Source organism: Streptomyces sp. EDA2-14 (assembly GCF_054963755.1).
Window position 1 is genome coordinate 1 of sequence record NZ_JBUEGE010000003.1, and the last position, 24270, is coordinate 24270.

The 24270-nt window shown below is 71.2% G+C and carries 18 protein-coding genes and 1 pseudogene; 4 read left to right on the top strand and 15 right to left on the bottom strand.

The features are described 5' to 3' along the window. The 4 genes from ACY34M_RS09880 to ACY34M_RS09895 all read left to right on the top strand — a co-directional run. Positions 1-417: CoA transferase (locus ACY34M_RS09880; protein WP_462719223.1), on the top strand; the 417-nt coding region annotated here is incomplete at its 5' end. 3 nt (positions 418-420) lie between these two features. Beyond that, positions 421-2574 (top strand): acetate--CoA ligase family protein, encoded by a 2154-nt coding sequence (locus tag ACY34M_RS09885; RefSeq protein WP_462719224.1) that lies wholly within the window; start codon positions 421-423, stop codon positions 2572-2574. Positions 2575-2697: 123 nt separating this feature from the next. Continuing rightward, positions 2698-4083, top strand: coding sequence for an OFA family MFS transporter (locus tag ACY34M_RS09890; protein WP_462719225.1), 1386 nt, complete (start codon positions 2698-2700; stop codon positions 4081-4083). A 1-nt stretch (position 4084) separates the two neighbouring features. Further along, positions 4085-5464 carry an OFA family MFS transporter gene (locus ACY34M_RS09895; RefSeq protein ID WP_462719226.1) on the top strand — a complete coding sequence of 460 codons (1380 nt, stop codon included), beginning with the start codon at positions 4085-4087 and terminating at the stop codon, positions 5462-5464. Between the two features lie 72 nt (positions 5465-5536). Here ACY34M_RS09895 and ACY34M_RS09900 read toward each other — a convergent pair whose 3' ends face one another. From ACY34M_RS09900 to ACY34M_RS09970, 15 genes and pseudogenes are all read right to left on the bottom strand, one after another. Continuing rightward, on the bottom strand, positions 5537-6709 hold the full coding sequence (locus ACY34M_RS09900) for a sugar phosphate isomerase/epimerase family protein (RefSeq protein ID WP_462719227.1): 1173 nt from the start codon (positions 6707-6709) through the stop codon (positions 5537-5539). 68 nt (positions 6710-6777) lie between these two features. Next, positions 6778-8262, bottom strand: a pseudogene (locus ACY34M_RS09905) (alkaline phosphatase family protein); the annotation flags it as partial. Then, positions 8259-9437, bottom strand: a complete 1179-nt coding sequence (eboE, locus tag ACY34M_RS09910) for a metabolite traffic protein EboE (protein WP_462719228.1) — start codon at positions 9435-9437, stop codon at positions 8259-8261. The pseudogene ACY34M_RS09905 and the gene eboE, both read right to left, overlap by 4 nt. A gap of 3 nt (positions 9438-9440) precedes the next feature. Then, positions 9441-10292, bottom strand: coding sequence for a TatD family hydrolase (locus tag ACY34M_RS09915; protein ID WP_462719229.1), 852 nt, complete (start codon positions 10290-10292; stop codon positions 9441-9443). Continuing rightward, on the bottom strand, positions 10292-10918 hold the full coding sequence (locus tag ACY34M_RS09920; RefSeq protein WP_462719230.1) for an EboA domain-containing protein: 627 nt from the start codon (positions 10916-10918) through the stop codon (positions 10292-10294). The genes ACY34M_RS09915 and ACY34M_RS09920 overlap by 1 nt, the downstream gene beginning before the upstream one ends. Further along, on the bottom strand, positions 10915-11826 hold the full coding sequence (locus tag ACY34M_RS09925) for a sugar phosphate isomerase/epimerase family protein (RefSeq protein ID WP_462719231.1): 912 nt from the start codon (positions 11824-11826) through the stop codon (positions 10915-10917). The genes ACY34M_RS09920 and ACY34M_RS09925 overlap by 4 nt, the downstream gene beginning before the upstream one ends. Further along, positions 11823-12761 (bottom strand): SCO3242 family prenyltransferase, encoded by a 939-nt coding sequence (locus ACY34M_RS09930; RefSeq protein ID WP_462719232.1) that lies wholly within the window; start codon positions 12759-12761, stop codon positions 11823-11825. The genes ACY34M_RS09925 and ACY34M_RS09930 overlap by 4 nt, the downstream gene beginning before the upstream one ends. Then, the gene (locus tag ACY34M_RS09935; RefSeq protein ID WP_462719233.1) at positions 12758-13900 is read right to left on the bottom strand and encodes an inositol-3-phosphate synthase; all 1143 of its coding nucleotides are present in this window, start codon (positions 13898-13900) and stop codon (positions 12758-12760) included. Before ACY34M_RS09935 ends, ACY34M_RS09930 begins: the two co-directional genes overlap by 4 nt. Positions 13901-14045: 145 nt before the next feature. Further along, positions 14046-15416 carry a ThuA domain-containing protein gene (locus ACY34M_RS09940; RefSeq protein ID WP_462719234.1) on the bottom strand — a complete coding sequence of 457 codons (1371 nt, stop codon included), beginning with the start codon at positions 15414-15416 and terminating at the stop codon, positions 14046-14048. Between the two features lie 15 nt (positions 15417-15431). After that, the gene (locus tag ACY34M_RS09945) at positions 15432-17879 is read right to left on the bottom strand and encodes a PQQ-dependent sugar dehydrogenase (RefSeq protein WP_462719235.1); all 2448 of its coding nucleotides are present in this window, start codon (positions 17877-17879) and stop codon (positions 15432-15434) included. Between the two features lie 255 nt (positions 17880-18134). After that, positions 18135-19133, bottom strand: coding sequence for a sugar phosphate isomerase/epimerase family protein (locus ACY34M_RS09950; protein ID WP_462719236.1), 999 nt, complete (start codon positions 19131-19133; stop codon positions 18135-18137). Between the two features lie 18 nt (positions 19134-19151). Then, positions 19152-20354 (bottom strand): Gfo/Idh/MocA family protein, encoded by a 1203-nt coding sequence (locus ACY34M_RS09955; RefSeq protein WP_462719237.1) that lies wholly within the window; start codon positions 20352-20354, stop codon positions 19152-19154. A 55-nt stretch (positions 20355-20409) separates the two neighbouring features. Next, the gene (locus ACY34M_RS09960) at positions 20410-21459 is read right to left on the bottom strand and encodes a substrate-binding domain-containing protein (protein ID WP_462719238.1); all 1050 of its coding nucleotides are present in this window, start codon (positions 21457-21459) and stop codon (positions 20410-20412) included. Positions 21460-21480: 21 nt separating this feature from the next. Further along, positions 21481-22413 (bottom strand): ABC transporter permease, encoded by a 933-nt coding sequence (locus ACY34M_RS09965; protein WP_462719460.1) that lies wholly within the window; start codon positions 22411-22413, stop codon positions 21481-21483. Positions 22414-22555: 142 nt separating this feature from the next. Beyond that, entirely contained in the window at positions 22556-24067 is a 1512-nt protein-coding gene (locus ACY34M_RS09970) for a sugar ABC transporter ATP-binding protein (protein WP_462719461.1), read from the bottom strand. Positions 24068-24270 lie beyond the last annotated feature (203 nt).

Here is a 24270-nt window from a genome sequence, read left to right on the forward strand (position 1 = left end):
CTCACCGAGCTGATCGGGCGGCCCGAACTGGCCGAGGACGTCGACTGGGCCACGCCCGAGGCACGGCTGCCGAAGCTGGGCAAGATGTTCCAGCTCATCGAGGAGTGGTCCTCGACCCTGCCCAAGTGGGAGGTCCTGGACCGGCTCAACGCCCACAACATCCCGTGCGGCCCGATCCTCTCCACCAAGGAGATCATCGAGGACGAGTCGCTCGCGGCCAACGAGATGGTCGTCGAAGTGCCGCACTCGGGACGCGGCTCCTTCAAGACCGTCGGTTCCCCTCTCAAGCTCTCCGACTCCCCCGTCGACGTCACCGCCTCTCCGCTGCTCGGCGAGCACAACGAAGAGGTTTTCATCGGTGAACTCGGCCTCGGGGACGAGGAATTGAGCCTGCTCAAGTCGAACGGAGTGATCTGATTGATGGCCGAGGAACGTGAGCTCAAGGTACGAGCGCTGCTCGACACCGTACGGGCCGAGGGACGTACAGCGCTCACCGCGCCAGAGGGCAAGGTGATCGCCGACGCGTACGGCATCGCCGTCCCCGGCGAGGAGCTCGCGACCGATGCCGACCAGGCGGTGGCCGCCGCGGCCCGCTTCGGCGGACCCGTGGTGCTCAAGATCGTGTCGCCCGACATCCTGCACAAGACCGACGCCGGCGGTGTCGTGGTGGGCGTCGAGGGCGAGAGCGCCATCCGCGAGGCGTACCAGCGGATCGTCGACAACGCGCGCGCGTACGCGCCGGATGCGAGCATCACCGGCATCCAGGTGCAGGAACTCCTCCCCTCCGGGCCCGATGCCCAGGAGGTCATCGTCGGGTCCGTCACCGACCCGACGTTCGGCAAGGTCGTCGCCTTCGGGCTCGGTGGTGTGCTCGTCGAGGTGCTCAAGGACGTCACCTTCCGGCTCGCGCCGGTGTCGGAGGACGAGTCCCTCGACATGCTCGACTCCATCAAGGCGGCGGAGGTGCTGCGCGGCGTGCGCGGCGCCAAGGGTGTCGACCGGGAGGCGCTGGCCGAGCAGATCCGCCGCGTGTCCCAACTGGTCACGGAGTTCCCTGAGATAGCCGAGGTCGACCTCAACCCGGTGATCGCGACCCCGCGCGGGGCCCTCGCCGCCGACATCCGCATCATCCTCGCCGAGGGCGCGCCCAAGCAGCGGCGCACCTACACGCGCGAGGAGATCCTGACCTCCATGCGGCGGCTGATGCAGCCGCAGTCCATCACCGTGATCGGCGCCTCCAACGAGCAGGGCAAGATCGGCAACTCGGTGATGCGCAACCTCATCGACGGCGGCTTCTCCGGCGAGATCCACCCGGTGAACCCGAAGGCCGACGACATCCTGGGCCGCAAGGCGTACAAGAGCGTCACGGACGTCCCCGGCGACGTGGACGTGGCGGTCTTCGCGATCCCCGCCAAGTTCGTGGCATCGGCCCTCGAAGAGGTCGGCCGCAAGGGCATCCCGAACGCGGTGCTCATCCCCTCCGGGTTCGCCGAGACCGGCGAGCACGAGCTCCAGGAGGAGATCGTGCGGATCGCCGAGCGCTACGGCACCCGGCTGCTCGGTCCGAACATCTACGGCTACTACTCGACGTGGCAGGACCTGTGCGCCACGTTCTGCACCCCGTACGACGTGAAGGGCGGCGTCGCGCTGACCTCGCAGTCCGGTGGCATCGGCATGGCCATCCTGGGCTTCGCCCGCACCACGAAGACAGGTGTCTCGGCGATCGTCGGGCTCGGCAACAAGTCGGACCTCGACGAGGACGACCTGCTCACCTGGTTCGGCGAGGACCCCAACACCGACTGCATCGCGATGCACTTGGAAGACCTCAAGGACGGGCGCGCCTTCGTGGAGGCCGCGCGCGCGACCGTGCCGAAGAAGCCGGTCGTCGTCCTGAAGGCGGGGCGCACGGCGGCGGGCGCGAAGGCGGCCGGGTCGCACACGGGCGCGCTCGCGGGCGACGACGCCGTGTACGACGACATCCTCAAGCAGGCCGGTGTCATCCGGGCGCCGGGCCTGAACGACATGCTGGAGTACGCGCGGGCACTGCCGGTGCTTCCCACCCCCAAGGGCGACAACGTCGTGATCATCACGGGGGCCGGCGGCTCGGGTGTGCTGCTCTCCGACGCGGTGATGGACAACGGGCTCGAACTGATGGAGATCCCGGCCGACCTGGACGAGGCCTTCCGGAAGTTCATCCCGCCGTTCGGCGCCGCGGGCAACCCCGTCGACATCACCGGCGGCGAGCCCCCGTCGACGTACGAGGCGACGATCCGGCTCGGCCTGGAGGATCCGCGGATCCACTCGCTGGTGCTCGGCTACTGGCACACCATCGTCACCCCGCCCATGGTGTTCGCGGAGGTGACGGCGCGCGTCGTCCAGGAGTTCCGGGAGCGCGGCATCGAGAAGCCCGTGGTGGCCTCGCTCGCCGGCGACGTCGAAGTCGAGGAGGCGTGCCAGTACCTTTTCGACCGGGGTGTGGTCGCGTACCCGTACACGACCGAGAAGCCCGTCGCGGTGCTCGGGGCCAAGTACAAGTGGGCCCGCGCGGCGGGGAAGTTGGGGGGCGGTCGATGAGGTAGACGACCGGCGGGTCCGGTCGGCGGTGTGCGCCGACCGGACCCAGGACCCGTGCGCACACGAAAGAAATTTGGACAGGGGGCGCTGCCCAGATCTTTCGACGCAAGGGAAACGATCGACATGACAACAACCGATCTGCCGAGTTCCGTCCCCTACAGGGAGGTGACGGACGCCAACGGCCGGATGTACCGGGTTGGCGAGAGCGACATCGACATCATGGGTCGCGGCCGCAAGTGGATGGTCATCCTGCCCTGGGTGGGCATGATGGGCATCTCGTCCGCGGAGTACGCGTTCGCGTCCGCCGAGGACACCCTGCACACCGCGCACCATTGGAACAGCGGACACATCTTCTGGATGATGACCGTCTGGGTGTTCTTCCAGGCGGCCGTGGCCATGCCCGCGGGCAGGCTGCGGGAGAGCGGCAAACTGCCGGCCCGCTGGGCCATGATGCTCGGCGCCGTGGGCACCTTCCTCGGCTATCTGTCGCTGGCCTTCGCACCGCACGTCATCGTCGCCTACATCGGCTTCAGTGTCTTCAGCGGTATGGGCGCCGGCATGGTGTACGCGACCTGCGTCAACATGGTCGGCAAGTGGTATCCGGAGCGCAGGGGCGGCAAGACCGGATTCGTCAACGGCGGTTTCGCCTACGGGTCCGTGCCGTTCGTGTTCCTGTTCACCGGGTTCATGGACCTGACCAACTTCCGCTGGGTGCTGGTCTCGGTGGGTGTCTTCCTCGCGGCGATGGTCGCCGTGGCGGGCTCCTTCTTCAAGGACCCGCCGAAGAACTGGTGGCCGGCGAACATCGACCCGCTCAACCCTCCGGAGGACCCGCGGGCCCGCCGGTCGCTGGAGAAGAACCCGCCGGCCGTCAAGCAGTACACCCCCATGGAGGCATGGAAGACGGGCCGCGTCGCGCTGATGTGGTTCTGCCTGGCCTGTACGTCGGGTGTGAACATCTTCGGCATCGCCTTCCAGGTCGACATCGGCAACGAGGCGGGCTTCGCGGGCGGGATCGTGGCCACCGCGATGTCGCTCAAGGCGGTCGTCAACGGCACCGGGCGCGGTGTCATCGGCTGGCTCTCCGACCGGTACGGCCGCAAGCAGTGTCTGCTGGCGGTCTGCGTCATCCTGGGCCTCGCCCAGTTCGGCATCATCTGGTCGGCGTCGGAGAAGATCCTCGCGCTGTTCCTGATCTTCTCCGCGATCTCCGGATTCGGTGGTGGCGCGATCTTCCCGATGTTCGCGGCCCTGACCGCGGACTACTTCGGCGAGAACAACAACGCCACCAACTACGGCATGGTCTACAGCTCCAAGCTCGTCTCAGGGCTCGGCGCGGGCATGGGGTCCGTCGTCGTCGGTGCCTGGGGGCACTCCGGTGCGTTCATCCTGGCCGGCTGCATCTCGTTCTTCGCCGGTTTCGTGGCGCTCTTCCTGTCCCCGCCCGGTAGGCCCAAGAAGCGTGGGATCCACCCCAACCCACACCCCCTTGGTGAGGAGATGGCTTGATATGACGGCGGAACCTGTCTCCGCTGGCAACACGGCACCGGCCACGGGGAGCCGGTACCGGGAAATCACCGACGAGCACGGCCGGATCTATCGCGTGGGCGAGACCGACCGCGACATCCTCGGCCACTCCCGCAAGTTCATGGTGTACCTGCCATGGGTCGCGATGATGGCCATCAGTGTCTTCGAGTACGCCTACGGGTCCGCCGAGGACACACTGTCCTCCGCACATGGCTGGACGCAGTCCAACACCTTCTGGATCCTGAGTGTCTGGGTGTTCTTCCAGGCGGGTGTGGCGTTCCCGGCCGGCTGGCTGCGGGAGAAGGGCATCATGCCGGCCCGCAGGGCCATGTACGTGGGCGCCTTCATGTGTCTGATCGGATTCCTGGCCCTGTCGCACCTGCACAACGTGTGGCTGGCCATCATCGGATTCGGTGTGATCGGCGGGCTCGGCTCGGGCTTCGTGTACGCGACCTGCATCAACATGGTCGGCAAGTGGTACCCCGAACGCAAAGGCGGCAGGACAGGTTTCGTCAACGGAGGCTTCGCCTACGGCTCGCTTCCGTTCATCTTCATCTTCAACTACGCCTTCGACACGTCGAACTACCACCGGGTACTCGACATGATCGGCGCGTATGTGCTGGTGGTCGTGCTCGTGTGCGCGTTCTTCTTCCGGGACCCACCGAAGAACTGGTGGCCCTCGGACGTCGATCCGCTCGCGAAGTCGGGCACCGGCAAGAGCGAGGCGGCCCTCGTCAAGAATCCGCCCGCGGTACGTCAGTTCACCCCCATGGAGGCCATCAAGACGGGCCAGCTGCCGCTGATGTGGCTCAGTCTCGTCCTGACGGCGGGTGTGTCGATCTTCGGCATCTCCTTCCAGGTCGACTTCGCCAAGGAGGTCGGTTTCGGTCCGCTGGTCGCCGCGTCGTCGATGGGTGTCATGGCGGTCATCAACGGTGTCGGCCGTGCGGTGGTCGGCTGGATGTCGGACCTGTGGGGCCGCAAGGCGAGCCTGATCCTCGTGATCGTCGTCCTGGGTCTCGCCCAGTTCGGCATCATCTGGGCGGGCGACGTGCGCAGCGAGTGGCTGTTCCTGGTCTTCGCGTTCCTGTCCGGATTCGGCGGCGGCGCGTTCTACCCGATGTTCGCGGCGCTGACCCCGGACTACTTCGGGGAGAACTACAACGCCACCAACTACGGCCTGGTCTACAGCGGCAAGCTGATCAGCGGCCTGTTCGGCGGCGGCCTCGGCTCGATGGTGGTCGGCGCCTGGGGCTACAACGGCGCGTACGCCCTGGCCGGTGGCATCTCGATGCTGGCGGCGCTCGTGGCGCTGCTGCTGCGGCAGCCGGGACGCAACGACAAGGCGGTGTCATTGACATGATCACGTAAAGCGCATCGGCAACACATGAGTGGGGCCCGGTCTGATGGCCGGGCCCCACTCATGCGGTGTGCGCTATTTCCGCAGGGCCGCGAGGTTGTCGTAGCCGATGCGGGCGTGGGTCAGGGACTGGGCGGGGTCGGTGGAGCTGGGCGCGTTGTCCTGCTCCACCATCGGGTTGTGGTAGTTCCGGGCGCCGACGCGTTTGAAGAACGTCCGGTAGTCGATGACACCTTCGCCGAAGGGGACCATGTCGTAGCCCTGTCCGCTGGTGTCGTTGCGGGTGCCGTCCTTGGCGTGGAAGAGCGGGTAGCGCGCGTTGTGGGTGACGACCAGGGCGGCCGGGTCGAAGACCTTCTCGCGCGTGGAGCCGTCGTGCGCGGTGTAGGTGTGGAACTTGTACTGGGCCACGTGCGCCCAGAAGATGTCCATCTCCAGCCACACCGTCTTCGGGTCGCTGACGCGCAGGAAGTACTCGAGCTTGCGGATGCCGGAGCTGCGGGTGGGCCACCCCTGCTCGTCGAGCGGCCCGCCGTCGAGCAGGAAGCCGTACGCCGCGTCGTGGTTGTGGGTGTAGAGCTTGAGCCCCGCGCGGTGCGCGATCCGCCCCAGCGCGTTCCACTTGTCGGCGGCGACGTCCCAGTCCGCCTTGTACGAGCTGCCGGTGGGGTCGCCGCCGGTGCCCATGTGGTCCATGCCGAGGATGTTCGCGATCTCCAGGTGCTTCTTGAACTGTTCGGTGTCGGCCTGTGTGAGCGGCCAGGACGAGGGGATGAAGCCGTGGTTGCCCTGGGCCCGCAGTCCGTACTCGTCGAGCCAGGAGCGCAGCAGCTTGGCGCCCGCGACGGACTCCAGGTTCGCGCCGCCGGGCGCGTTGGCGTGCTGGCCGTAGCCGGCGAACTCGACCTGCTTGTACCCGTACCGGGCCAGCTCCTTGAACACCTCGCGGAAGCCGGAGGGCAGGTTGGTGCTGAGCGGGTCGCGGCCGGTCGCGTCGCGCACGGTGTAGAGGATGATGCCGCGCTTGTCGGCGGGGATCAGCCTGGTGCCGGGGCCGCCGCCGTTCGACGCGGGCGCCGGCCGGGCGAGGGCGGGTGCCGCGCCGAACACGGGCGCGGCGATTGCGGCGCCGGCAGCTGCGGTGCAGGTGCTCAGGAAGCGGCGGCGGTTGATGCCGAGGCGGGATCTGAGGGCTTCGTCGGGGCCTGCGGCCTCGTCGGGGCCCGGGGTGCGGTGGAGTCGGGTCACGGGTGCCTACCTTCGGTCCGGGTGTTGTCAGTGGCGTGTGCTTCACTCTCTGTAACTGCTTCTCGGTGCAGGCCTGCCAGGTCGAGAAGCAGGGATTTCACTTCGGTGGCCGCGACGCGGCCGGACAGCGCGTGGGGGGTGGAGCACAGGATGAGCGGACCTTCTTCCTCGTTCGCCGGGGGCCGGCCGTGGCTGCCCCGAATAGGCGAGGCGTCCAGCGGGACGACCGCCATGCGGTAGCGCATGCCGAGCTTCTTGCGGGCGAGGGCGGTGGCCGCCTTGACCTTCACATAGGGGTCGAGGGGGTCCATGAAGAGTTCGACCGGGTCGTAGCCGGGTTTGCGGTGGATCTCGACGAGCCGCGCGAAGTCGGGCGCGTGGGCGTCGTCGAGCCAGTAGTAGTACGTGAACCAGGCGTCGGCCTCGGCGACGGCGACGAGTTCGCCGGAGCGCGGGTGGTCGAGCTGGTGCGCCTTCTTGCCCTCGTCGTCGAGGAGCTGCTCGATGCCGGGCAGTTCGGCGAGCGCGGCGCGGGTGGCGTCCAGGTCCTCGGGCCTGCGGACGTAGATGTGGGCGATCTGGTGGTCCGCGACGGCGAAGGCGCGGGAGGCCATCGGGTCGAGGTACTCCATGCCGTCCTGGGTGTGCACCTCGAGCAGGCCCGCCCTGCGCAGCGCACGGTTGATGTGCACCGGGCGGTCCGCGCGGGTGATGCCGTACTCGGACAGGGCGACGACCGTGCGGCCTTCGGCGCGGGCGGCGTCCAGGAGCGGGGCGAGGGCGGCGTCGAGTTCGGCGGCCGCCCGGTGGGAGCGCGGGTCGTCGGGGCCGTAGCGCTGCAGGTCGTAATCGAGGTGCGGGAGGTAGCTCAGGATCAGATCGGGGTGACGGGTGGCCAGGACGTGGCGGGTGGCGTCGATGATCCACCGGCTGGAGACCAGATCGGCGCCGGGACCCCAGAAGTGGAACAGGGGGAACGTGCCGAGCTTGTCGGTGAGTTCGTCGTGCAGCTCAGGGGGCCGGGTGTAGCAGTCGGGTTCCTTGCGGCCGTCGGCGTAGTAGACGGGACGGGGGGTGACGGTGAGGTCGGTGTCGGCGCCCATGGCGTACCACCAGCAGATGTTGGCGACCGTGTAGCCGGGGTGGGCGCGGCGGGCGGCGTCCCAGAGTTTGTCGCCGGCGACGAGCCCGTTGTGCTGGCGCCACAGCAGGACGTCGCCCAGCTCGCGGAAGTACCAGCCGTTGCCGACGATGCCGTGCTCGGCGGGCATCGCGCCCGTCAGGAAGGTGGACTGGGCGGCGCAGGTGACCGCGGGCAGCACGGTGCCGAGCGGTGCGCGCGAGCCGGACCGGCCGAGGCGCTGGAGGTGCGGCATGTAGTCGAGCAGGCGGGGGGTGAGGCCGACGACGTCGAGGACGAGGAGGGGCGTGACGGCGTGCGGTGGGCCCGGCACATCAAGCCCCTGCGGCGATTGAGCTGCGGGGTCCGGGGCGGAGCCCCGTGTCGTGGGAGCGGCGCCGTGCCGGGCGTCCGACGAACCACCGGAGGTCATGGCAGCTCCTTGAGGCCGAGGTCGGTCAGCAGGTCCCGCGCCAGGGCAAGTTCCGCGGCGATTCCGTCCGCGAGCTGCTGGCGTCCTCGCGGGCGCAGAGCCGGCGGCAGGGCCTGCCAGGTGTAGGTCTCGACCTCCAGGTGGCGGGTGAGCGGGTGGGCACCGCCGACCAGGCGGGTCAGCGTGGCCTTGAGGACGTCGAGCGTGGAGGTGAGGGGCGCGGCGGGGGCCGCGTGCAGCGGGACGTGGAAGTGGGCGCGCCAGGGCACGCCCTGCGGCAGGGCCTGTCCGTCCGCCGCCAGGGCCTCGCCCAGGTCGTCGACGGCGTGCAGGACGCCGTCGGCGCGGGCGCGGGTCTGGTGCAGGAAGCGGGGCTCGTCGAACGCGGCGAGCGCGGAGCGGACCTCGGGCAGGTGGGGGTGTTCGGCGTGGAGAGCGGCGGAGAGCTGCGCCTTCACCACGGGGATGCGGGCGGTGGCCAGGGCGTCGAGGGCGGCGTCGGGCGATTCGAAGGAGGTGGCGAGGTGGCAGGTGTCCAGGCACAGACCGATGCGGTCGGTGCGGGCGATGTCCGTGAGCGGGCCGATGGCGTCGCCGGTGGTCTCGACGGTGCAGCCGGGTTCGGGTTCCAGGCCGATCCGGATCGAGCGGCCGGTCAGCCCTTCGAGCGTGTCGAGGCGTTCGGCGAGCGTGCGCAGGGCGGCGCGGGCCCGCTCGGCGCGCCGCGGCTCGTTGGCGGTGCGCCAGGCCAGCGGCAGGGTGGAGACGGTGCCCTCGGCGGCGTCGGCGGGCAGCAGGGCGCCGAGCAGCCGGGCCAGGTCGACGGTGTGGGTGAGGCGTTCCTCGTCGGCCCAGTCGGGCTTGTAGACGCGGTACTTGACCTCGGCGGCGCCGAAGCCCTCGTAGGGGAAGCCGTTGAGGGTGACGACCTCGAGGCCGCGCCGGTCGAGTTCGGCGCGCAGTCCGCGCAGGGCCGCGGGGTCGTCGATCAGGGCGCGGGCGGCGTCCCTCGCGAGCCACAGGCCGATGCCGAGCCGGTCCCGGCCCAGGCGTCTGCGCACGGGTTCGCAGTGGTCGCGCAGTTGGGCGAGGACACCGTCGAGGGTCTCTGCGGGGTGCACGTTGGTGCAGTACGCGAGGTGGACGGTCGAGCCGTCGGGGTGCCGGAAGCGCATGGCTCACTCACCGCCGCGCAGGATCGAGTTGCCCTCGTGGGTGGCGGCTTCCGGGCGGGGCTCGTCGAGGCGCAGTCGGCCGCTGAGCGCGTAGAAGGCGACGGGGTTGCGCCACAGCACCCGGTCGACGTCGTCGTCGGTGAAGCCTGCGGCGAGCATGGCGTCGGCGACCTTGCGGGTCTTGAGGGGGTCGCTGTTGCCCCAGTCGGCCGCGGAGTTGACGAGGACCTTGTCGAGTCCGTGCGTGCGCAGCACCTCCACCATGCGTGCCTCGTCCATCTTGGTGTCGGGGTAGACGGAGAAGCCGAGCCAGGCGCCGGAGTCCTTGGCCTCTTTGACGGTGGTCTCGTTGAGGTGGTCGAGCAGGACGCGGTCGATGGGCAGCGCGGACTCGCGGACGACGTCGAGGGTGCGGCGGAGCCCGGCGAGCTTGTCGCGGTGCGGGGTGTGCACGAGGGCGGGCAGCTCGTGCTCGGCGGCCAGGTGGAGCTGGGCGGCGAGCGCGGTGTCCTCGGCGGGGGTCATGGAGTCGTAGCCGATCTCGCCGACGGCGACGACGTTGTCCTTCACGAGGTAGCGGGGCAGCGTGTCCAGGACCGGGGTGCAGCGCGGGTCGTTCGCCTCCTTGGGGTTGAGGGCGATCGTGCAGTGGTGGGCGATGCCGTACTGGGCGGCGCGGAAGGGCTCCCAGCCCAGGAGCGAGTCGAAGTAGTCGTGGAAGGAGGCGGGCGAGGTGCGGGGCTGGCCGAGCCAGAAGGCGGGCTCCACCAGGGCCCGTACTCCGGCGGCGTGCATCGCCCTGTAGTCGTCGGTGGTGCGCGAGGTCATGTGGATGTGGGGGTCGAAGATGCGCATCAGGACTCCTCGGTCAGGGCCAGTACGCGGTGCAGCTCCTCGGGGACGGGGCGCCCGGCGGCGGTGCGCTCCTCGGCGAAGTCGGCCAGCATGCGGGCGAGTTCGGCGTCTCCCGCGGCCCGCGCGGCGAGGTCCGCCACGGCGTCCACGGGGACGCCGGTGAACAGGCATTTGAGGACGGCCTGGCGCCAGGCGGGTGCGGGCAGGTGCACGGCCGCGTACGGGCCGACGGCTGCGGCCACCAGGCGGGTGTCGTTGGCGCGCAGGGCGTCCTCGACCAGCGGGCGGGCGTCCGGCCCCGCGACCAGATGGGGCAGGGCGAGCAGCACGGCGCGGCGTTCGGCGGCGGTGCCCCCGGTGTACAGCGCGGTGAGGGTCGCGGTGTCGGCGCGGGCGGTGCGCAGCAGCAGGACGCGGACGGCGTCGGCGTACGCGTCGCCGGTCCGCCGTCCGGCTTCGGCGAACCGCACCTCCCATGCGGGCAGGCCGCGTTCGTCCGGGGCGGAGGCGGGGTGGGCGGTCGCGTCGGCGAGGGCCGCGTCGAGCCAGGTGCGGGCGGCGGCGTCCAGCGCGGCGTCGAGACGCTCGCGCAGGATGTCGGCGGCCGGGAGCGTGCCGTACGTCACGGGGTGCCTCCCGGTCGCGTCGTCCGCCGCGGTCCGCGGGCCGCGGCGCGCAGGAAGTCGAGTGAGCGGGCGGCGAGTTCGGGACCCGCGTGCGAGTGGCGGGGCAGTTCGACGACGACCGGGCCGCGGTAGCCGGTGGCGGCGAGGGCGTCGAGCACCGGAGGGAAGTCGATCTCTCCTTCGCCGAAAGGAAGGTGCTCGTGGACGCCGCGGCGCATGTCCTCGATCTGGACGTGCCGCAGCCAGGGCGCCGCCTCGCGCACGCAGTCGGCGGGCGGCAGGGGTTCCAGGCACTGGCAGTGGCCGATGTCGAGGGTCAGGCCGAGGGGCTCGGGGCCGCCGAGGGTGCGGCGCAGCCGGTGGAAGTCGGAGAGCGTGGCGAGGAGATGACCGGGCTCGGGCTCGACGGCGAGCGGGAGGCCGGCGACGTCGGCCGCGTCGATGACGGGGGTGAGCGCGTCGGCGAGTCGCCGCCAGGCGGTGTCCTGGTCGGTGCCTGCGGGGGCGCTGCCGCTGAAGCAGTGCACCGCGTGGGCGCCGAGCTCGGCGGCGATCCGCACGGCTCGCACGAGCAGTCCGATGCGGGCGGCCCGGGCGTCGGGGTCCGGGTCGAGGAGGGAGGGGCCGTGCTTGCGGCGTGGATCGAGCACGTACCGGCCGCCGGTCTCGACGGTGACGGTGAGCCGGTGCCGCTCCAGGGCCCTGCCCACGGCGCGGGTCCGGGCCGCCAGGTCGGGGGCGAGGGGGTCGAGGTGCATGTGGTCGAGCGTCAGGCCGACGCCGTCGTAGCCGAGGTCGGCGAGGAGGGCGAGGGCGTCGTCGAGGCGCAGGTCGGTGAGGCCGTTGGTGCCGTACCCCCAGCGCAGGGCGGGGTGGTCGGCGCCGGGCTCGGGCGCGGGTGCGGTCATGTGATGCTCACCCTCCTCGCGAAGCGGCGGGCGAGCGGGACGAGGGCCAGGGTGGCCAGCGCGGTCGCGGGGGCGCCGGAGCGGGCGGCGAGCGCGGACTGGAGGGGCACCAGGGCGCGGATGCCGGAGCCGACGGCGCGTTGGGTGAGCGGGGGCGAGGGGTTGAGTGCGGCGTGGAAGAGGGGGCGCAGGGCGGTGGCGGCGTACGCGGTGGCGGGGAGGGCGACGGCGATCGGGGCCGGTCCGGCGGTCGCCCCGGCCCGCGCGCTCCCGGGGCGTTCCCGCAGCGGGCGCCGTGCCCGCGTGGTGAGGAGTGTCGCCGCGATGGCGGCGCCCGTGGTCAGGGCGGCGAGCGGGGCGGTGCTGGAGCCGCCCCGGGTCTCGTTGCGGGAGACGGTGGTGACGGCGGTGGTGTGGACGGCGAGGGTGGTGGCCGCGGTCAGGGCGGGTGCCAGGTCGGTGCGGTCACGGGCGGGGGCCGAGGCCGCCGCGCCCATCAGCAGGTCGAGGCCGCGCGCCGCGCCCATCGCGACCGGGCCCGCGGCGGTGCCCTTCAGCCGCAGGTCGTACGCCCACACGGTGGCCGCGAGCGCCGTGGCCACCGCGCCGCTCGTCCGGCCGGCCCGACGGGCCAGGGCGAGGCCCGACGCCGTCAGCGCGCCCGCCGCCGCGAGGGCGTGGGCGGGGCGGACGCGGCCGGAGGGCAGCGGCCGGTGGGGGCGGTCGCGGGCGTCCTCGTCCTGGTCGGCCCAGTCGTTGAGGGCCATGCCCGCCGCGTACAGGGTGAGGGAGGAGCCGACGGCGAGGAGGGTGCCGCGGGTCGGCCGGAAGCCGACGGCGGCCGCCCCGGCCAGGGCGTCACCGGGCACGGTGAACAGGGCGGGCAGGCGCAGCAGTTCCACCCACGCGCGCGCTTGCGCCGACGCCCCGCTCACGCGGCACCGCCGCTCAGCCGGTCCGCCAGGGTGAGCAGGGATGCGTACTGGTGGTCCAGGTCGGCGCTCGCGCCGGGGTCGGGGTCCTTGAAGTAGAAACCCAGCTCCGGGCGCGGGCCGGTGAGTCCGGCCTGCGCGCAGCGCAGCAGCAGGCGGGCCAGGTCGAGGACGAGGGGCGCGGCGAGGGCCGAGTCGCACCCCTGCCACGTGGTCTGCAGGGTCATCCGCGCGCCGAGGAAGCCGTCGAAGGCGATGTGGTCCCACGCCGTCTTCCAGTCGCCGAGCGCCGGGACGTCGTCGATGTGGACCTCGCCCTCGGGGACGGCGCCGAGGGTGTCGGCGAGGACGCGTTCCTTGCCGGCGTTCTTGGCCGCGGCGGCGGCCGGGTCGGCGAGGGCCGCGCCGTCGCCGCCGCCGAGGAGGTTGGTGCCGGACCAGGCGCGCACGTCGAGGGCGCGCCTGCGGAACATCGGGCCGAGCACGGAGCGCAGCAGGGTCTGCCCGGTCTTGCCGTCGCGGCCCGCGAAGGGGACGCCCGCGGTGTCGGCCGCGCGGCGGAGCGAGGGGTGGTGGAGTCCCGTGGAGGGGGTGAAGTTGATGTACGGGAGGCCGGCGCGCAGGGCCGCAGCCGCGTACAGGGAGCTGGCGGGGAGCCGGTCGCCGGACGGCGCCGCCTCGGTGGAGGCGACGTTCACGACGACGGCTCCGGCGAGCGCGTGGCGTCGTACGAAGGACCGCATGTCGGCGGTGAAGGCGGTGATCAGTTCGTCCTGGCCGCGGCTGTCGCCGGGCAGCGGCCCGCCGGGTCTGATCTCCCGGTCGGCGGCGGCGAGTTCGGCGCGCACCGCGCCCGGCAGGCCGTGGGGCAGCACTCCGCCGGCGGCGAGGTGTTCGGCACGCTTGGGCAGCGGGCAGTCGACGGTGTCGTGGCCGCCGAGGACGAGGTCGGCCAGCGGCGCGAGTCCCGCCGTGGTGAACGGTTCGGTCTCGGTGACCATGCCGGTGGGCGGTTGGAGCCCCGCGGCGACGGCGGCGCAGCCCGCGACGGCGGTGGTGGCGACGGAGCCGCGGGCCCCGATCAGCCACACGCCGAAGCGTCGGCCGGTCGAGGAGGGGGAGCGGGACGGTCCGGCGGACATGGGCAGCCTCCTGGTCGAGCGTGCGGCCGGTCGTGAAGCCGTGCGCGCGGTCGCGCGCGAACCTGTGGGGTGTCTGGGGTGCCCCGCCGGGTGCGGCGGGGCAAGGCGGCGGGCGGGGGTCCGGCGTGCCCCGCCCGCCGCCGGACTAGTCGCCCGCGCCGGGCAGCGCGCCCGCGGCGGGCTCGGTGGACAGTTCCTTGAGCCGGATCTTGCGGAAGGACACCTGGTCGGAGTCGCCGTGGTTCTGCAGACCGATGTGGCCGTCGGTCAGGCTCCGCTCGGGGTCCTTGTTGGTGAAGTCGTTGACCTCGACTCCGTTGAGGAACACCTGGAGGCGCTCTCCCCGCACCTTGATCTCGTACGAGTTCCACTCCCCCGGCGGCTTCAGGGCCCGGTCGCGGGCCTTGAGGTCGGCGGACTGGAAGGAGTAGACCGCGCCGGTGGTGCGATCGGGTGCGTCGGTGGCGTCGATCTGGATCTCGTAGCCCTTGTTCACGGCCGACCAGGGGTCGTCGGAGGCCGGGAAGCCCACGAAGACACCCGAGTTGTCGTCACCGTCGGCGCCGTTCATCTTCCAGTCGAGCTTCAGGGAGTACGACGTCAGCTCCTTGGCCCCGTACCAGAGCAGGCCCATGCCTCCGTAGGAGTTCAGGGTGCCGTTCTTCACGGTGAAGCCGCCGGGTCCGGCCTGTTTCCAGCCGTCCAGGGTTTCGCCGTTGAAGAGGTCCCGGTAGCCGGTGTTGGGCTTGCAGTTGGCCGCGACCTGCTTGGTGGCGTACTTGAGGCCCCCGAGCAGATGACGACGGAACGCGGGGTCGGCGTAGGACTCCTTGGTGTGCCCGCCGCCGGTGTAGAAGGCGCGGCCGCCGCCGTAGTCCTGGCACCAGGCGATCGGATGGTCGCCGTTCATGGTGCCGCCGGAGTAGGTGGTCTCGTCGAGCGAGGCGAGGACGTGCACCTTGTCCCGCGGGTTGGAGCGGTAGTTGTACCACTCGTCCGTGCGCTGCCAGGCGTCCGGCAGGCCCTTGGTCGCCGGGTGGCGGTGGTCCTCGACGCGGACCGTGGCCGGCTGGATCGCCGGGTGCCCCTGGAACCAGGCGCCGACCAGGCCGCCGTAGTACTCCCAGTCGTACTCGGTGTCGGCGGCGGCGTGCACGCCCAGGTAGCCGCCGCCCGCGGCGACGTAGCTCTCGAACGCCTTCTGTTGCGCGTCGTCGAGCACGTCGCCGGTGGTGGAGAGGAAGACGACGGCCTTGTACCGGGCGAGGTTGTCCCGGGTGAAGGCGTTCGCGTCCTCGGTGGCGTCGACGGCGAGGCGGTCCGCGGCGCCCAGCTCCTTCAGGGCCGCGATGCCCTCGGGGATGGAGTCGTGCCGGAAGGCGGCAGTCTTGGAGAACACCAGGACCCGGTCACGGGCCTCGGCGCCGCGGGGCGCCGAGGTGGCCGGGGCCGTCAGCCCGCCGATGAGCAGGGCGGCGGTGGCCGTCGCGAGAGCGACCGTTGCGGTGGTGCGCATGCTGTCCTGCTCCTCTCAGTCCGTGGTGAAGGTGAAGTCGTCGATCTCGAACAGGTTGTTGCCGCTCCCACCCTTGAAGACCAGGTAGAGCGTGGTGCTCTTGGTGGGCGCCTTGCTGATGGCGGTGGTGACGTCGGTGTACGTCTCCCAGGACCCGGTCGGTGCGACCTTGGCGCTGCCGACGAGCCTGCCGGTCGCCGAGCCGGTGCGGACCTCCAGGGTGCCGCCGCTGCCCGCGGAGGCGACGCGCGCCTTCAGGGACGTGGCGTTCCCGATCGCGTACGGCTTGAAGGAGATCCAGTCGCCGTTCTCGATGGTGCCGACGGCTTTGCCGCCGTTGGCGGCGTCGTGGCTGACGACCGACACACCCTTCGAGTCGCCGTAGTGCTCGGCCTGGCGGTGCTTCTGCTGGGTGACGTGCTGGTCGTGGGTGGTCAGGGCGGGCTGGCCGTTCGCGCCCTTGTCGGTGTACTGGGCGTCGAAGACACCGAACACGTTGGCGTTCGGGTCGTGTTCACTGTCGGCGCTGGTCTGGATGGTGCCGGAGCAGCCGTCGGCCGAGGTGATCGGGTGACCGTGGCTGTCGTGGCCGAGGATGTGGGTGACCTTGACCTTGGAGCAGTCGATGGCCCCGTCCTCGGGGTCGGTGACCTTCACCTTGAAGGGGACCTTGTCACCGAAGGTGAACAGCTGGCCGTCGGCGGGCAGTTCCAGGGTCACCGTGGGCGCGGTGTTGCCGACGGTGAGGTGCACGTCGGCGCTGCCGGTGCGGCCCGTGGAGTCCTTGACGGTCACGGTCGCGGTGTAGGTGCCGTTCTTCTTGTAGCTGTGGCTGGGCGAGGCGCCGGTTCCGGTGGAGCCGTCGCCGAACTTCCAGGAGTAGCTGAGCGTGCCGCCGTCGGCGTCCGCCCCGGTGGCGGAGAACCGGACCTTCATGGGCGCCTGTCCGGAGGTCTTGTCGGCCTTGGCCTCGACGGTCGGCGAGTGGCCGTCGGTGGCGTTCTCGATGCGGTACAGGGCGGAGTTCTCGTCGCCGCCGAACCAGGAGAGGCCGTAGTCGAGGACGTACAGCGCGCCGTCGGGCCCGAAGGCCATGTCCATCACCTGGGTGCCGGTCCAGGGGAACGGGTTGATCGACGTGACCTTGCCGTCGGCGTCCTGCTCGATCCGCTTGATCCACTGCCGGCCGAACTCGCCGGCGAAGAAGTCGCCGTCGTAGGCCTCGGGGAACTTCACCGGGGAGGTGTTCGCGGCGTCGTACCGGTAGACGGGGCCGCCCATCGGGGACTCGGAGCCGGAGCCGAGCTCGGGGACGGAGCCGCCGTCGTAGGGAATCCAGGCGGCCTGCGCGGGCGGCAGGTCGGTGAGGCCCGTGTTGTGCGGCGAGGTGTTCTTGGGCGCCGCGCAGTCGAACTTCGCGCCGGAGGCCTGCGTGCCGAAGTCGTAGTCGACGTAGGCATCGTTGTCACCTGTGCAGTAGGGCCAGCCGAAGTTGCCCGCCTTGGTCACGCGGGCGAACTCGACCTGGCCCGCGGGTCCGCGGTTCGGGTCGGCGGTGCCGGCGTCGGGGCCGTAGTCGCCGACGTAGACGGTGCCGGTGGGCTTGTCGACGCTCATCCGGAACGGGTTGCGGAAGCCCATCGCGTAGATCTCGGGCCGGGTCTTCTCGGTGCCCGGCGCGAACAGGTTGCCGTCGGGGACGGTGTACGAGCCGTCGGCCGCGACCTTGATGCGCAGGATCTTGCCCCGCAGGTCGTTGGTGTTGCCGGACGAGCGCTGGGCGTCGTAGGCCGGGTTGCGGGTGGAGCGCTCGTCGATGGGCGTGTAGCCGTCGGAGGCGAACGGGTTGGAGTCGTCGCCGGTCGACAGGTACAGGTTGCCGTCCTTGTCGAAGTCGATGTCGCCGCCGACGTGGCAGCAGATGCCGCGCGAGGTGGCGACCTCGAGGACCTTCTTCTCGGACTCCTTGTTCAGTGTGCCGTCCTCGTTCAGCGTGAAGCGGGACAGCTGGTTGTGGCCGTCGAAGGGGGCGAAGTCCGCGGCGCTGCCGTCGTTGGGCGCGTCGCCCGCCGGGGTGTTCAGCGGGGGCGCGTAGTAGAGGTAGATCGCGCGGTTCTCGCTGAAGTTCGGGTCGACGCCGACGCCCTGGAGGCCCTCCTCGTCGTGGGTGTACACGTCGAGCTTGCCGGCGACCTTCGTGGTGCCGTTCTCGTCGGTCAGGCGCAGCACGCCGTCGCGCGAGGTGTGCAGGACCTTGCGGTCCGGCAGGACGGCCAGCGACATCGGCTCGCCGACCTCCTCCGCGCCCTTGGCGAGGGTGACCTGCTGGAAGTCCTCGGCCGCCGCGGCGTCGGAGGCGGAGCCGGGAGCGGCGGCCGCCGAGAAGGTGAGCGAGGCGGCGGCGAGCAGAGTGCCGGTGATGAGGGCGAGCGCATTGCGAGTTCTCAGGCGTTTCCTGTGCACGGTTTCCTCCGGACAGAGGGGCGGGTCGTGCGATGCGCCGGGGCGCGCCGTCGCCCCGGAAGGATGTGTGCCGTGAGTGCCTTGTGTGTGCCGTGCGGTCGTTCGGTGGACGACGCTAACTCCGTTCGTCCCGTCCGAACAGACCTTGTGCGCAAGGTAGTTGAGCTTCTTCCCACGCCAGGACAAAGCCGGTTTCGGGCGTGGTTCAGCGGCCGCGCGACCACTCGGTCCGGTCGCGCGGCTGGAGCGTGCGGCTCAGCTGTTGAACGCCGCGTCGAAGGACGCGGTGGGCGGTTCGTAGTCGAACGCCTTGAGGCGGTTCAGGGCCTCGGGGGCGCCCTGGAGGCGGTCCATGCCCGCGTCCTCCCACTCCACCGAGATCGGCCCGGAGTAGTCGATGGAGCGCAGCATGCGGAACACGTCCTCCCAGGGGACGTCGCCGTGTCCTGCGGACACGAAGTCCCAGCCGCGGCGGGGGTCGCCCCACGGGAGGTGGGAGCCGAGGCGGCCGTTGCGGCCGTCCAGGCGCTTGCGGGCCTCCTTGCAGTCGACGTGCAGGATGCGGTCCTTGAAGTCCCACAGGAAACCGACCGGGTCGAGGTCCTGCCACACGAAGTGGGAGGGGTCGAAGTTCAGGCCGAAGGCCGGGCGGTGGTCGACCGCCGCCAGCGCCCTGTGCGTCGTCCAGTAGTCGTACGCGATCTCGCTGGGGTGGACCTCGTGGGCGAAGCGGACCCCTTCGGCGTCGAAGACGTCGAGGATCGGGTTCCAGCGCTCCGCGAAGTCCTCGTAGCCGCGCTCGATCATGGACTCGGGGGCGGGCGGGAACATCGCGACCAGGTGCCAGATGGCCGATCCGGTGAAGCCGATGACCGTGTCGACGCCGAAGGCGGCGGCCGCGCGGGCGGTGTCCTTGATCTCGGCCGCCGCCCGCTGCCGTACGCCCTCGGCCTCGCCGTGCCCCCAGATGCGGGCCGGCAGGATCGCCTCGTGGCGTTCGTCGATGATGGCGTCGCAGACCGCCTGGCCCACCAGATGGTTGGAGATGGCCCAGCACTTGAGGCCGTACTTGTCGAGGAGGGCGTGGCGCCCCTTGACGTAGTCGGGGTCGGCGAGCGCCTTGTCGACCTCGAAGTGGTCGCCCCAGCAGGCGAGTTCGAGGCCGTCGTACCCGGCGTCGCGGGCGATGCGGCAGACCTCTTCGAGCGGCAGGTCGGCCCACTGACCGGTGAAGAGGGTGAACGGGCGGGGCATGGGTGTGTTCCTCTCGGGTCAGGCCGGGACGGGCGTGTAGACGGAGTTCTTGGCGGCGCTCTCCTCGACCGCCGCGAGGACGCGCTGCACCTGGAGCCCGTCGGCGAACGAGGGGCGGGGCTGCGCCCCTTCGGCGATGGCGGTGACGAGGTCACGGGCCTGGTGGGTGAAGGTGTGCTCGTAGCCGAGGCCGTGCCCCGGCGGCCACCAGGCCTCCAGGTAGGGGTGTCCGGGCTCGGTGGCGAGGATCCGGCGGAAGCCGGCGTGCTCGGCGGGTTCGGTGTGGTCGTGGAAGGACAGCTCGTTGAGGCGTTCCAGGTCGAAGGAGAGCGAGCCCCGGGAGCCGTTGAGTTCGACGGTGAGGGCGTTCTTGCGGCCGGTCGCGAAGCGGGTCGCTTCGAAGGAGGCCAGGGCGCCGGAGGCGAACCGCCCGGTGAACAGGGCCGCGTCGTCGACGGTGACGGCCCCGGTGCCGGCCTCGCCGCCCCCGGCCGCCGAGAGACCGGACGACGCGCCGTCCAGGAGCGGGCGTTCGCGCACGAACGTCTCGGTGAGCGCGGAGACTCCAGCGACGGGTTCGCCCGCGAGGTACTGGGCGAGGTCCACGGCGTGCGCCCCGAGGTCGCCGAGGGCGCCGGAGCCCGCGTGCGGCCGCTGCAGCCGCCAGGTCAGCGGGAAGGCCGGGTCGACGAGCCAGTCCTGGAGGTAGTGGGCGCGGACGTGGCGCAGGGTGCCGATGCGCCCCTCGGCCACCATGCGGCGGGCGAGGGCGAGGGCGGGGACGCGGCGGTAGTTGAAGCCGACCATCGCCACCTGGCCGTTCGCCGCCGCCCGTTCGGCGGCCCCGGCCATCGCCTCCGCCTCCGCCACGGAGTTGGCGAGCGGCTTCTCGCACAGCACGTGCTTGCCCGCCTCCAGGGCGGCCACGGCGATCTCGGCGTGGCTGTCGCCGGGGGTGCAGATGTCGACCAGGTCCACGTCGTCCCGCGCGATCAGCGCCCGCCAGTCCGTCTCGGCGGCGGCCCAGCCGAGCCGGTCGGCCGCGGCGCGCACGCCCGAGGCGTCCCGGCCGCAGATCGCGGCGAGCCCCGGAGCGAGCGGCAGGTCGAAGACGCGGCCCACCGTGCGCCAGCCCTGTGAGTGGGCGGCGCCCATGAACGCGTATCCGACCATGCCGACGCCCAGGGCGGGCCGATCGGTCCCGTCTTCCGTACTGGCCATGCAGAAGTCCTCCTCGTCCGCGCGGTGTTCGCTGCTCCCGTCGTACGGGCGGGGCTCACTTGAAGCCGGTCTCCATGTACTGGTCGATGTTGGTCTTGTCGACGACGGCCGAGTACAGCGTCACGTGGGCCGGGATCTCGAACTCGGCCATGCCGCCGATGCCCTTGCCCTGGCCGAGCGCGCGGGCCAGATCGATCGCGGAGGCGGCCATCGTCGGCGGGTACAGGACGGTGGCCTTCAGGACGCCGCGGTCCTGCTTGATCTCCTCGAAGGCGGAGAGCGCGCCCGCGCCGCCCACCATCAGGAAGTCGTCGCGGCCCGCCTGCTTGATGGCGCGCAGGGCGCCGACGCCCTGGTCGTCGTCGTGGTTCCACAGGGCGTCGAAGTCCTTCTGCGCCTGCAGGAGCTGGGACATCTTCGACTGGCCGGACTCGACCGTGAACTCGGCGGCCTGCCGGGCCACCTTCTTGATGTTCGGGTAGTTCTTCAGGGCGTCGTCGAAGCCCTGGGTGCGCTGTTTGGTGAGTTCGAGGTTGTCGAGCCCGGCGAGCTCGACGACCTTGGCGTTCTTCTTGCCCTTGAGCTTCTCGCCGATGTAGTTGCCGGCGTTGAGGCCCATGCCGTAGTTGTCGCCGCCGATCCAGCAGCGGTAGGCCTGCGGGGTGTCGAAGATGCGGTCCAGGTTCACGACGGGGATGCCCGCGCGCATCGCCTTCAGGCCGACCCGGGTGAGCGCCTTGCCGTCGGCGGGCAGCACGACCAGGACGTCGACCTTCTTGTTGATGAGCGTCTCGACCTGGCCGATCTGCGCGGCCGTGTCATTGGCGCCCTCGGTCGACACCATGGTGACGTCCGAGTACTTCTTGGCGCGTTCCTTGGCGTTGTCGTTGATGGCGTTGAGCCAGCCGTGGTCGGCCTGCGGGCCCGCGAAGCCGATGGTGACCTTCTTGCCGGGCTTGTCGTCGGCGACCGGCTGGTCGGCGGCCTTCTTGCCGTCGCTCTTGTCGCTGGGCTCGTTGCTGGTGCAGGCGGTGAGCAGGCCGCCCGCGGTGACGGCCGCGGCCGCGCCGAAGAGCAGTCCTCTGCGGCTCGTTGTCTCTGGCATGGCGTGTCCCTTTCCCGGGCGTCAGGTGGTGGTGTGTGCCGTGCGCCGCTGCACCAGGACCGCCACGACGATGATGGCTCCCTTGGCGATCTGCTGGACGTCGCTCTGCAGGTTGTTCAGCGCGAAGATGTTCTGGATCGTGGTGAAGATCAGGACGCCGAGGACGGAGCCGACGATGGTGCCGCGGCCGCCGGTGAGCAGGGTGCCGCCGATGATCGCGGCGGCGATGGCGTCGAGTTCGTAGAGGTTGCCGTTGGTGTTCTGGCCGGAGCCGGAGAGCACGATCAGCAGGAAGGCCGCGATGCCGCAGCACAGACCGGAGAGCAGGTAGAGGTAGAGGCGCTGGCGGCGCACGTCGATGCCGGCGAGGCGGGCGGCCTCGGCGTTGCCGCCGACGGCGACCGAGCGGCGGCCGAAGGTGGTGCGGTTGAGTACCAGCCAGCCGATCACGGTGACGACGGCGAAGACGAGGACGAGCGGCGGGATCCCGAGGACGTAGCCGTCGCGCTCGCCGAGCTTCAGTACCGAGGGGACGGTGACCATCTGGGTCTTGCCGTCGGTGATCTGCAGGGCGAGTCCGCGCCCGGAGGCGAGCATCGCGAGCGTGGCGATGAACGGGACCATGGCGCCGTACGCGATCAGCACGCCGTTGACCAGGCCGCAGCCGACACCGACCGCGACCGCCGTGAACAGGATCCCGGCGAAGCCGTACTCCTGCGTGGCCACGGTGGTGGCCCAGACGCTGGCGAGGGCGACGATCGCGCCGACCGAGAGGTCGATGCCGCCGGAGATGATCACGAAGGTCATGCCGACGGTGACGACGCCGATGACCGAGGCCTGGGTGAGGACGAGTTGGAGGTTGTCGGTGTCGAGGAAGGAGCCGGGCTGGGTGATGCCGCCGATCACGACCAGCGCGGCGAGCACGCCGAGGAGCGAGAGCGTGCGCAGGTCCATCCGGGCGGGGCGGATCCGCTGCCGGGCCGGGGAGGTCTCGGGGGCCGCCGGGCTGGCGGCGGGTGCGGGGTGCGTCATGGCGCCAGGTCCCTTCGCGGGGCGGGTGGGGTGGTTCGGCCGTGCGCGTGCGCCGGGGGCCGCTTCATCGCGCGCCCTCCAGCACCAGATCGAGGACGGCGTGCTCGTCCAGGTCCGTCGCCGGGGACTCGTGGATCACCCGGCCCTCCCGTATCACCAGGACCCGGTCGGCGAGGCCGAGCACCTCGGGGACCTCGCTGGAGACCAGGAGGACGGCGAGGCCCTCGTCGGCGAGGCGGCGGATCACGGCGTACAGCTCGGCGCGGGCGCCGACGTCGACGCCGCGGGTCGGCTCGTCGAGCAGCAGCACCCGGCAGCCGCGCAGCAGCCAGCGGGCGAGGACGGCCTTCTGCTGGTTGCCGCCGGAGAGCGTGCGCACCGGTACGGAGGGATCCTCGGGGCGCAGCGACAGCTCGCGGGTGGCCTTGCGGGCGGCCGCGCGCTCCCGGCCCCGGTCCAGCCAACCCCCGTAGGAGAAGCGGGACATGGAGGAGACGGAGACGTTGCGGGTGACCGATTCGAGCATCAGCAGGGCCTGCGCCTTGCGCTCCTCGGGGGCGAGCCCGAGACCGGCGCGGACGGCCGCGCGGACGCTGCCGGTGCGCAACGGCTCTCCCTCGACCAGGATCCGGCCGGCCGTCGGCCTGCGGGCGCCGTAGATCGTCTCCAGGATCTCGGAGCGCCCGGAACCGACGAGCCCGGCGAGGCCGACGATCTCGCCGGGGCGCAGTTCGAGGTCGAGGGGCGCGAACTCCCCTTCGCGGGACAGCCCTTGGACGGTCAGGACCGGCTGCGTGGGCAGCCCGGCGTTGGACCGCTCCGGAAAGACGTACTCGACGGTGCGCCCGGTCATCAGGGAGATGATGTCCCCGGTCGGGGTCCGCTCGGCGGGCAGGCCGACCGCCACCGCGCGGCCGTCCTTGAGGACGGTGACGCGGTCGCCGATGCGGCGGATCTCCTCAAGGCGGTGGGAGATGTAGACGACGGCGACGCCCTGGGCGGTCAGGTCGCCGACGATACGGAAGAGGTTCTCGACCTCGTCGGGGTCGAGCGCCGCGGACGGCTCGTCCATGACCATGAGCCGTACGTCGTGGGAGAGCGCGCGGGCCATGGAGACGATCTGCTGGTGGGCGGCGGACAGCTCGCCCACGAGGCGCTCTGGGTCGATCTCCGGGTGGCCGAGCCGCAGCAGCAGGGCGGCGGTCGCGGCGCGGGCCGCGCGGCCGCGCACGACGAAGCCGCCGGAGGTCGGCTCGTGGCCGAGGAACACGTTCTCGGCCACGGACAGGCCCTCCACCAGGTCGAGCTCCTGGTAGATGGTGGCGATGCCGAGGCGCATCGCGGCGATCGGCGAGCGCAGCACGACCTGTTCGCCGCGCCAGGTGATGGCACCGCCGTCGGGCTGGTGCACCCCGGCGAGGACCTTGATCAGGGTGGACTTCCCGGCACCGTTCTGGCCGAGCAGACAGTGCACCTCCCCGGCCTGGACCTCCAGGTCGACGCCGTCCAGGGCGCGCACGCCGGGGAACGACTTGGTGATGCCGGACATGGTGAGCAGTGGTGCTTCCGGAGACATGTCTGGTGCCATGTCTGGTGCCATATCGGGTCCCATGACGCTTCCCCTCGGGGCGGGTGCGGACCGGTTTCGGGCAGGGCGGGGCAGGGCGTGGCCGAGCCTGGTGCGAGGTGGGCGTGGTGCGAGGTGAAGGCGGTGCGGGTGAAAGTGGTGCGGGTGAAAGTGGTGCGGCCTGAGCGTGGTGCGCGTGCGGTTGGTGCTCC

Excerpts from the sequence above, each read along its gene's own strand:
- ACY34M_RS09965 (WP_462719460.1), bottom strand. The coding sequence starts at position 22,413 with ATGGACCTGCGCACGCTCTCGCTCCTCGGCGTGCTCGCCGCGCTGGTC.
- ACY34M_RS09940 (WP_462719234.1), bottom strand. The coding sequence starts at position 15,416 with ATGCGCACCACCGCAACGGTCGCTCTCGCGACGGCCACCGCCGCCCTG.
- ACY34M_RS09970 (WP_462719461.1), bottom strand. The coding sequence starts at position 24,067 with ATGTCTCCGGAAGCACCACTGCTCACCATGTCCGGCATCACCAAGTCG.
- ACY34M_RS09915 (WP_462719229.1), bottom strand. The coding sequence starts at position 10,292 with ATGCGCATCTTCGACCCCCACATCCACATGACCTCGCGCACCACCGAC.
- ACY34M_RS09935 (WP_462719233.1), bottom strand. The coding sequence starts at position 13,900 with ATGTCCGCCGGACCGTCCCGCTCCCCCTCCTCGACCGGCCGACGCTTC.
- ACY34M_RS09960 (WP_462719238.1), bottom strand. The coding sequence starts at position 21,459 with ATGCCAGAGACAACGAGCCGCAGAGGACTGCTCTTCGGCGCGGCCGCG.
- eboE (WP_462719228.1), bottom strand. The coding sequence starts at position 9,437 with ATGCGCTTCCGGCACCCCGACGGCTCGACCGTCCACCTCGCGTACTGC.
- ACY34M_RS09885 (WP_462719224.1), top strand. The coding sequence starts at position 421 with ATGGCCGAGGAACGTGAGCTCAAGGTACGAGCGCTGCTCGACACCGTA.
- ACY34M_RS09955 (WP_462719237.1), bottom strand. The coding sequence starts at position 20,354 with ATGGCCAGTACGGAAGACGGGACCGATCGGCCCGCCCTGGGCGTCGGC.
- ACY34M_RS09950 (WP_462719236.1), bottom strand. The coding sequence starts at position 19,133 with ATGCCCCGCCCGTTCACCCTCTTCACCGGTCAGTGGGCCGACCTGCCG.
- ACY34M_RS09925 (WP_462719231.1), bottom strand. The coding sequence starts at position 11,826 with ATGACCGCACCCGCGCCCGAGCCCGGCGCCGACCACCCCGCCCTGCGC.
- ACY34M_RS09890 (WP_462719225.1), top strand. The coding sequence starts at position 2,698 with ATGACAACAACCGATCTGCCGAGTTCCGTCCCCTACAGGGAGGTGACG.
- ACY34M_RS09895 (WP_462719226.1), top strand. The coding sequence starts at position 4,085 with ATGACGGCGGAACCTGTCTCCGCTGGCAACACGGCACCGGCCACGGGG.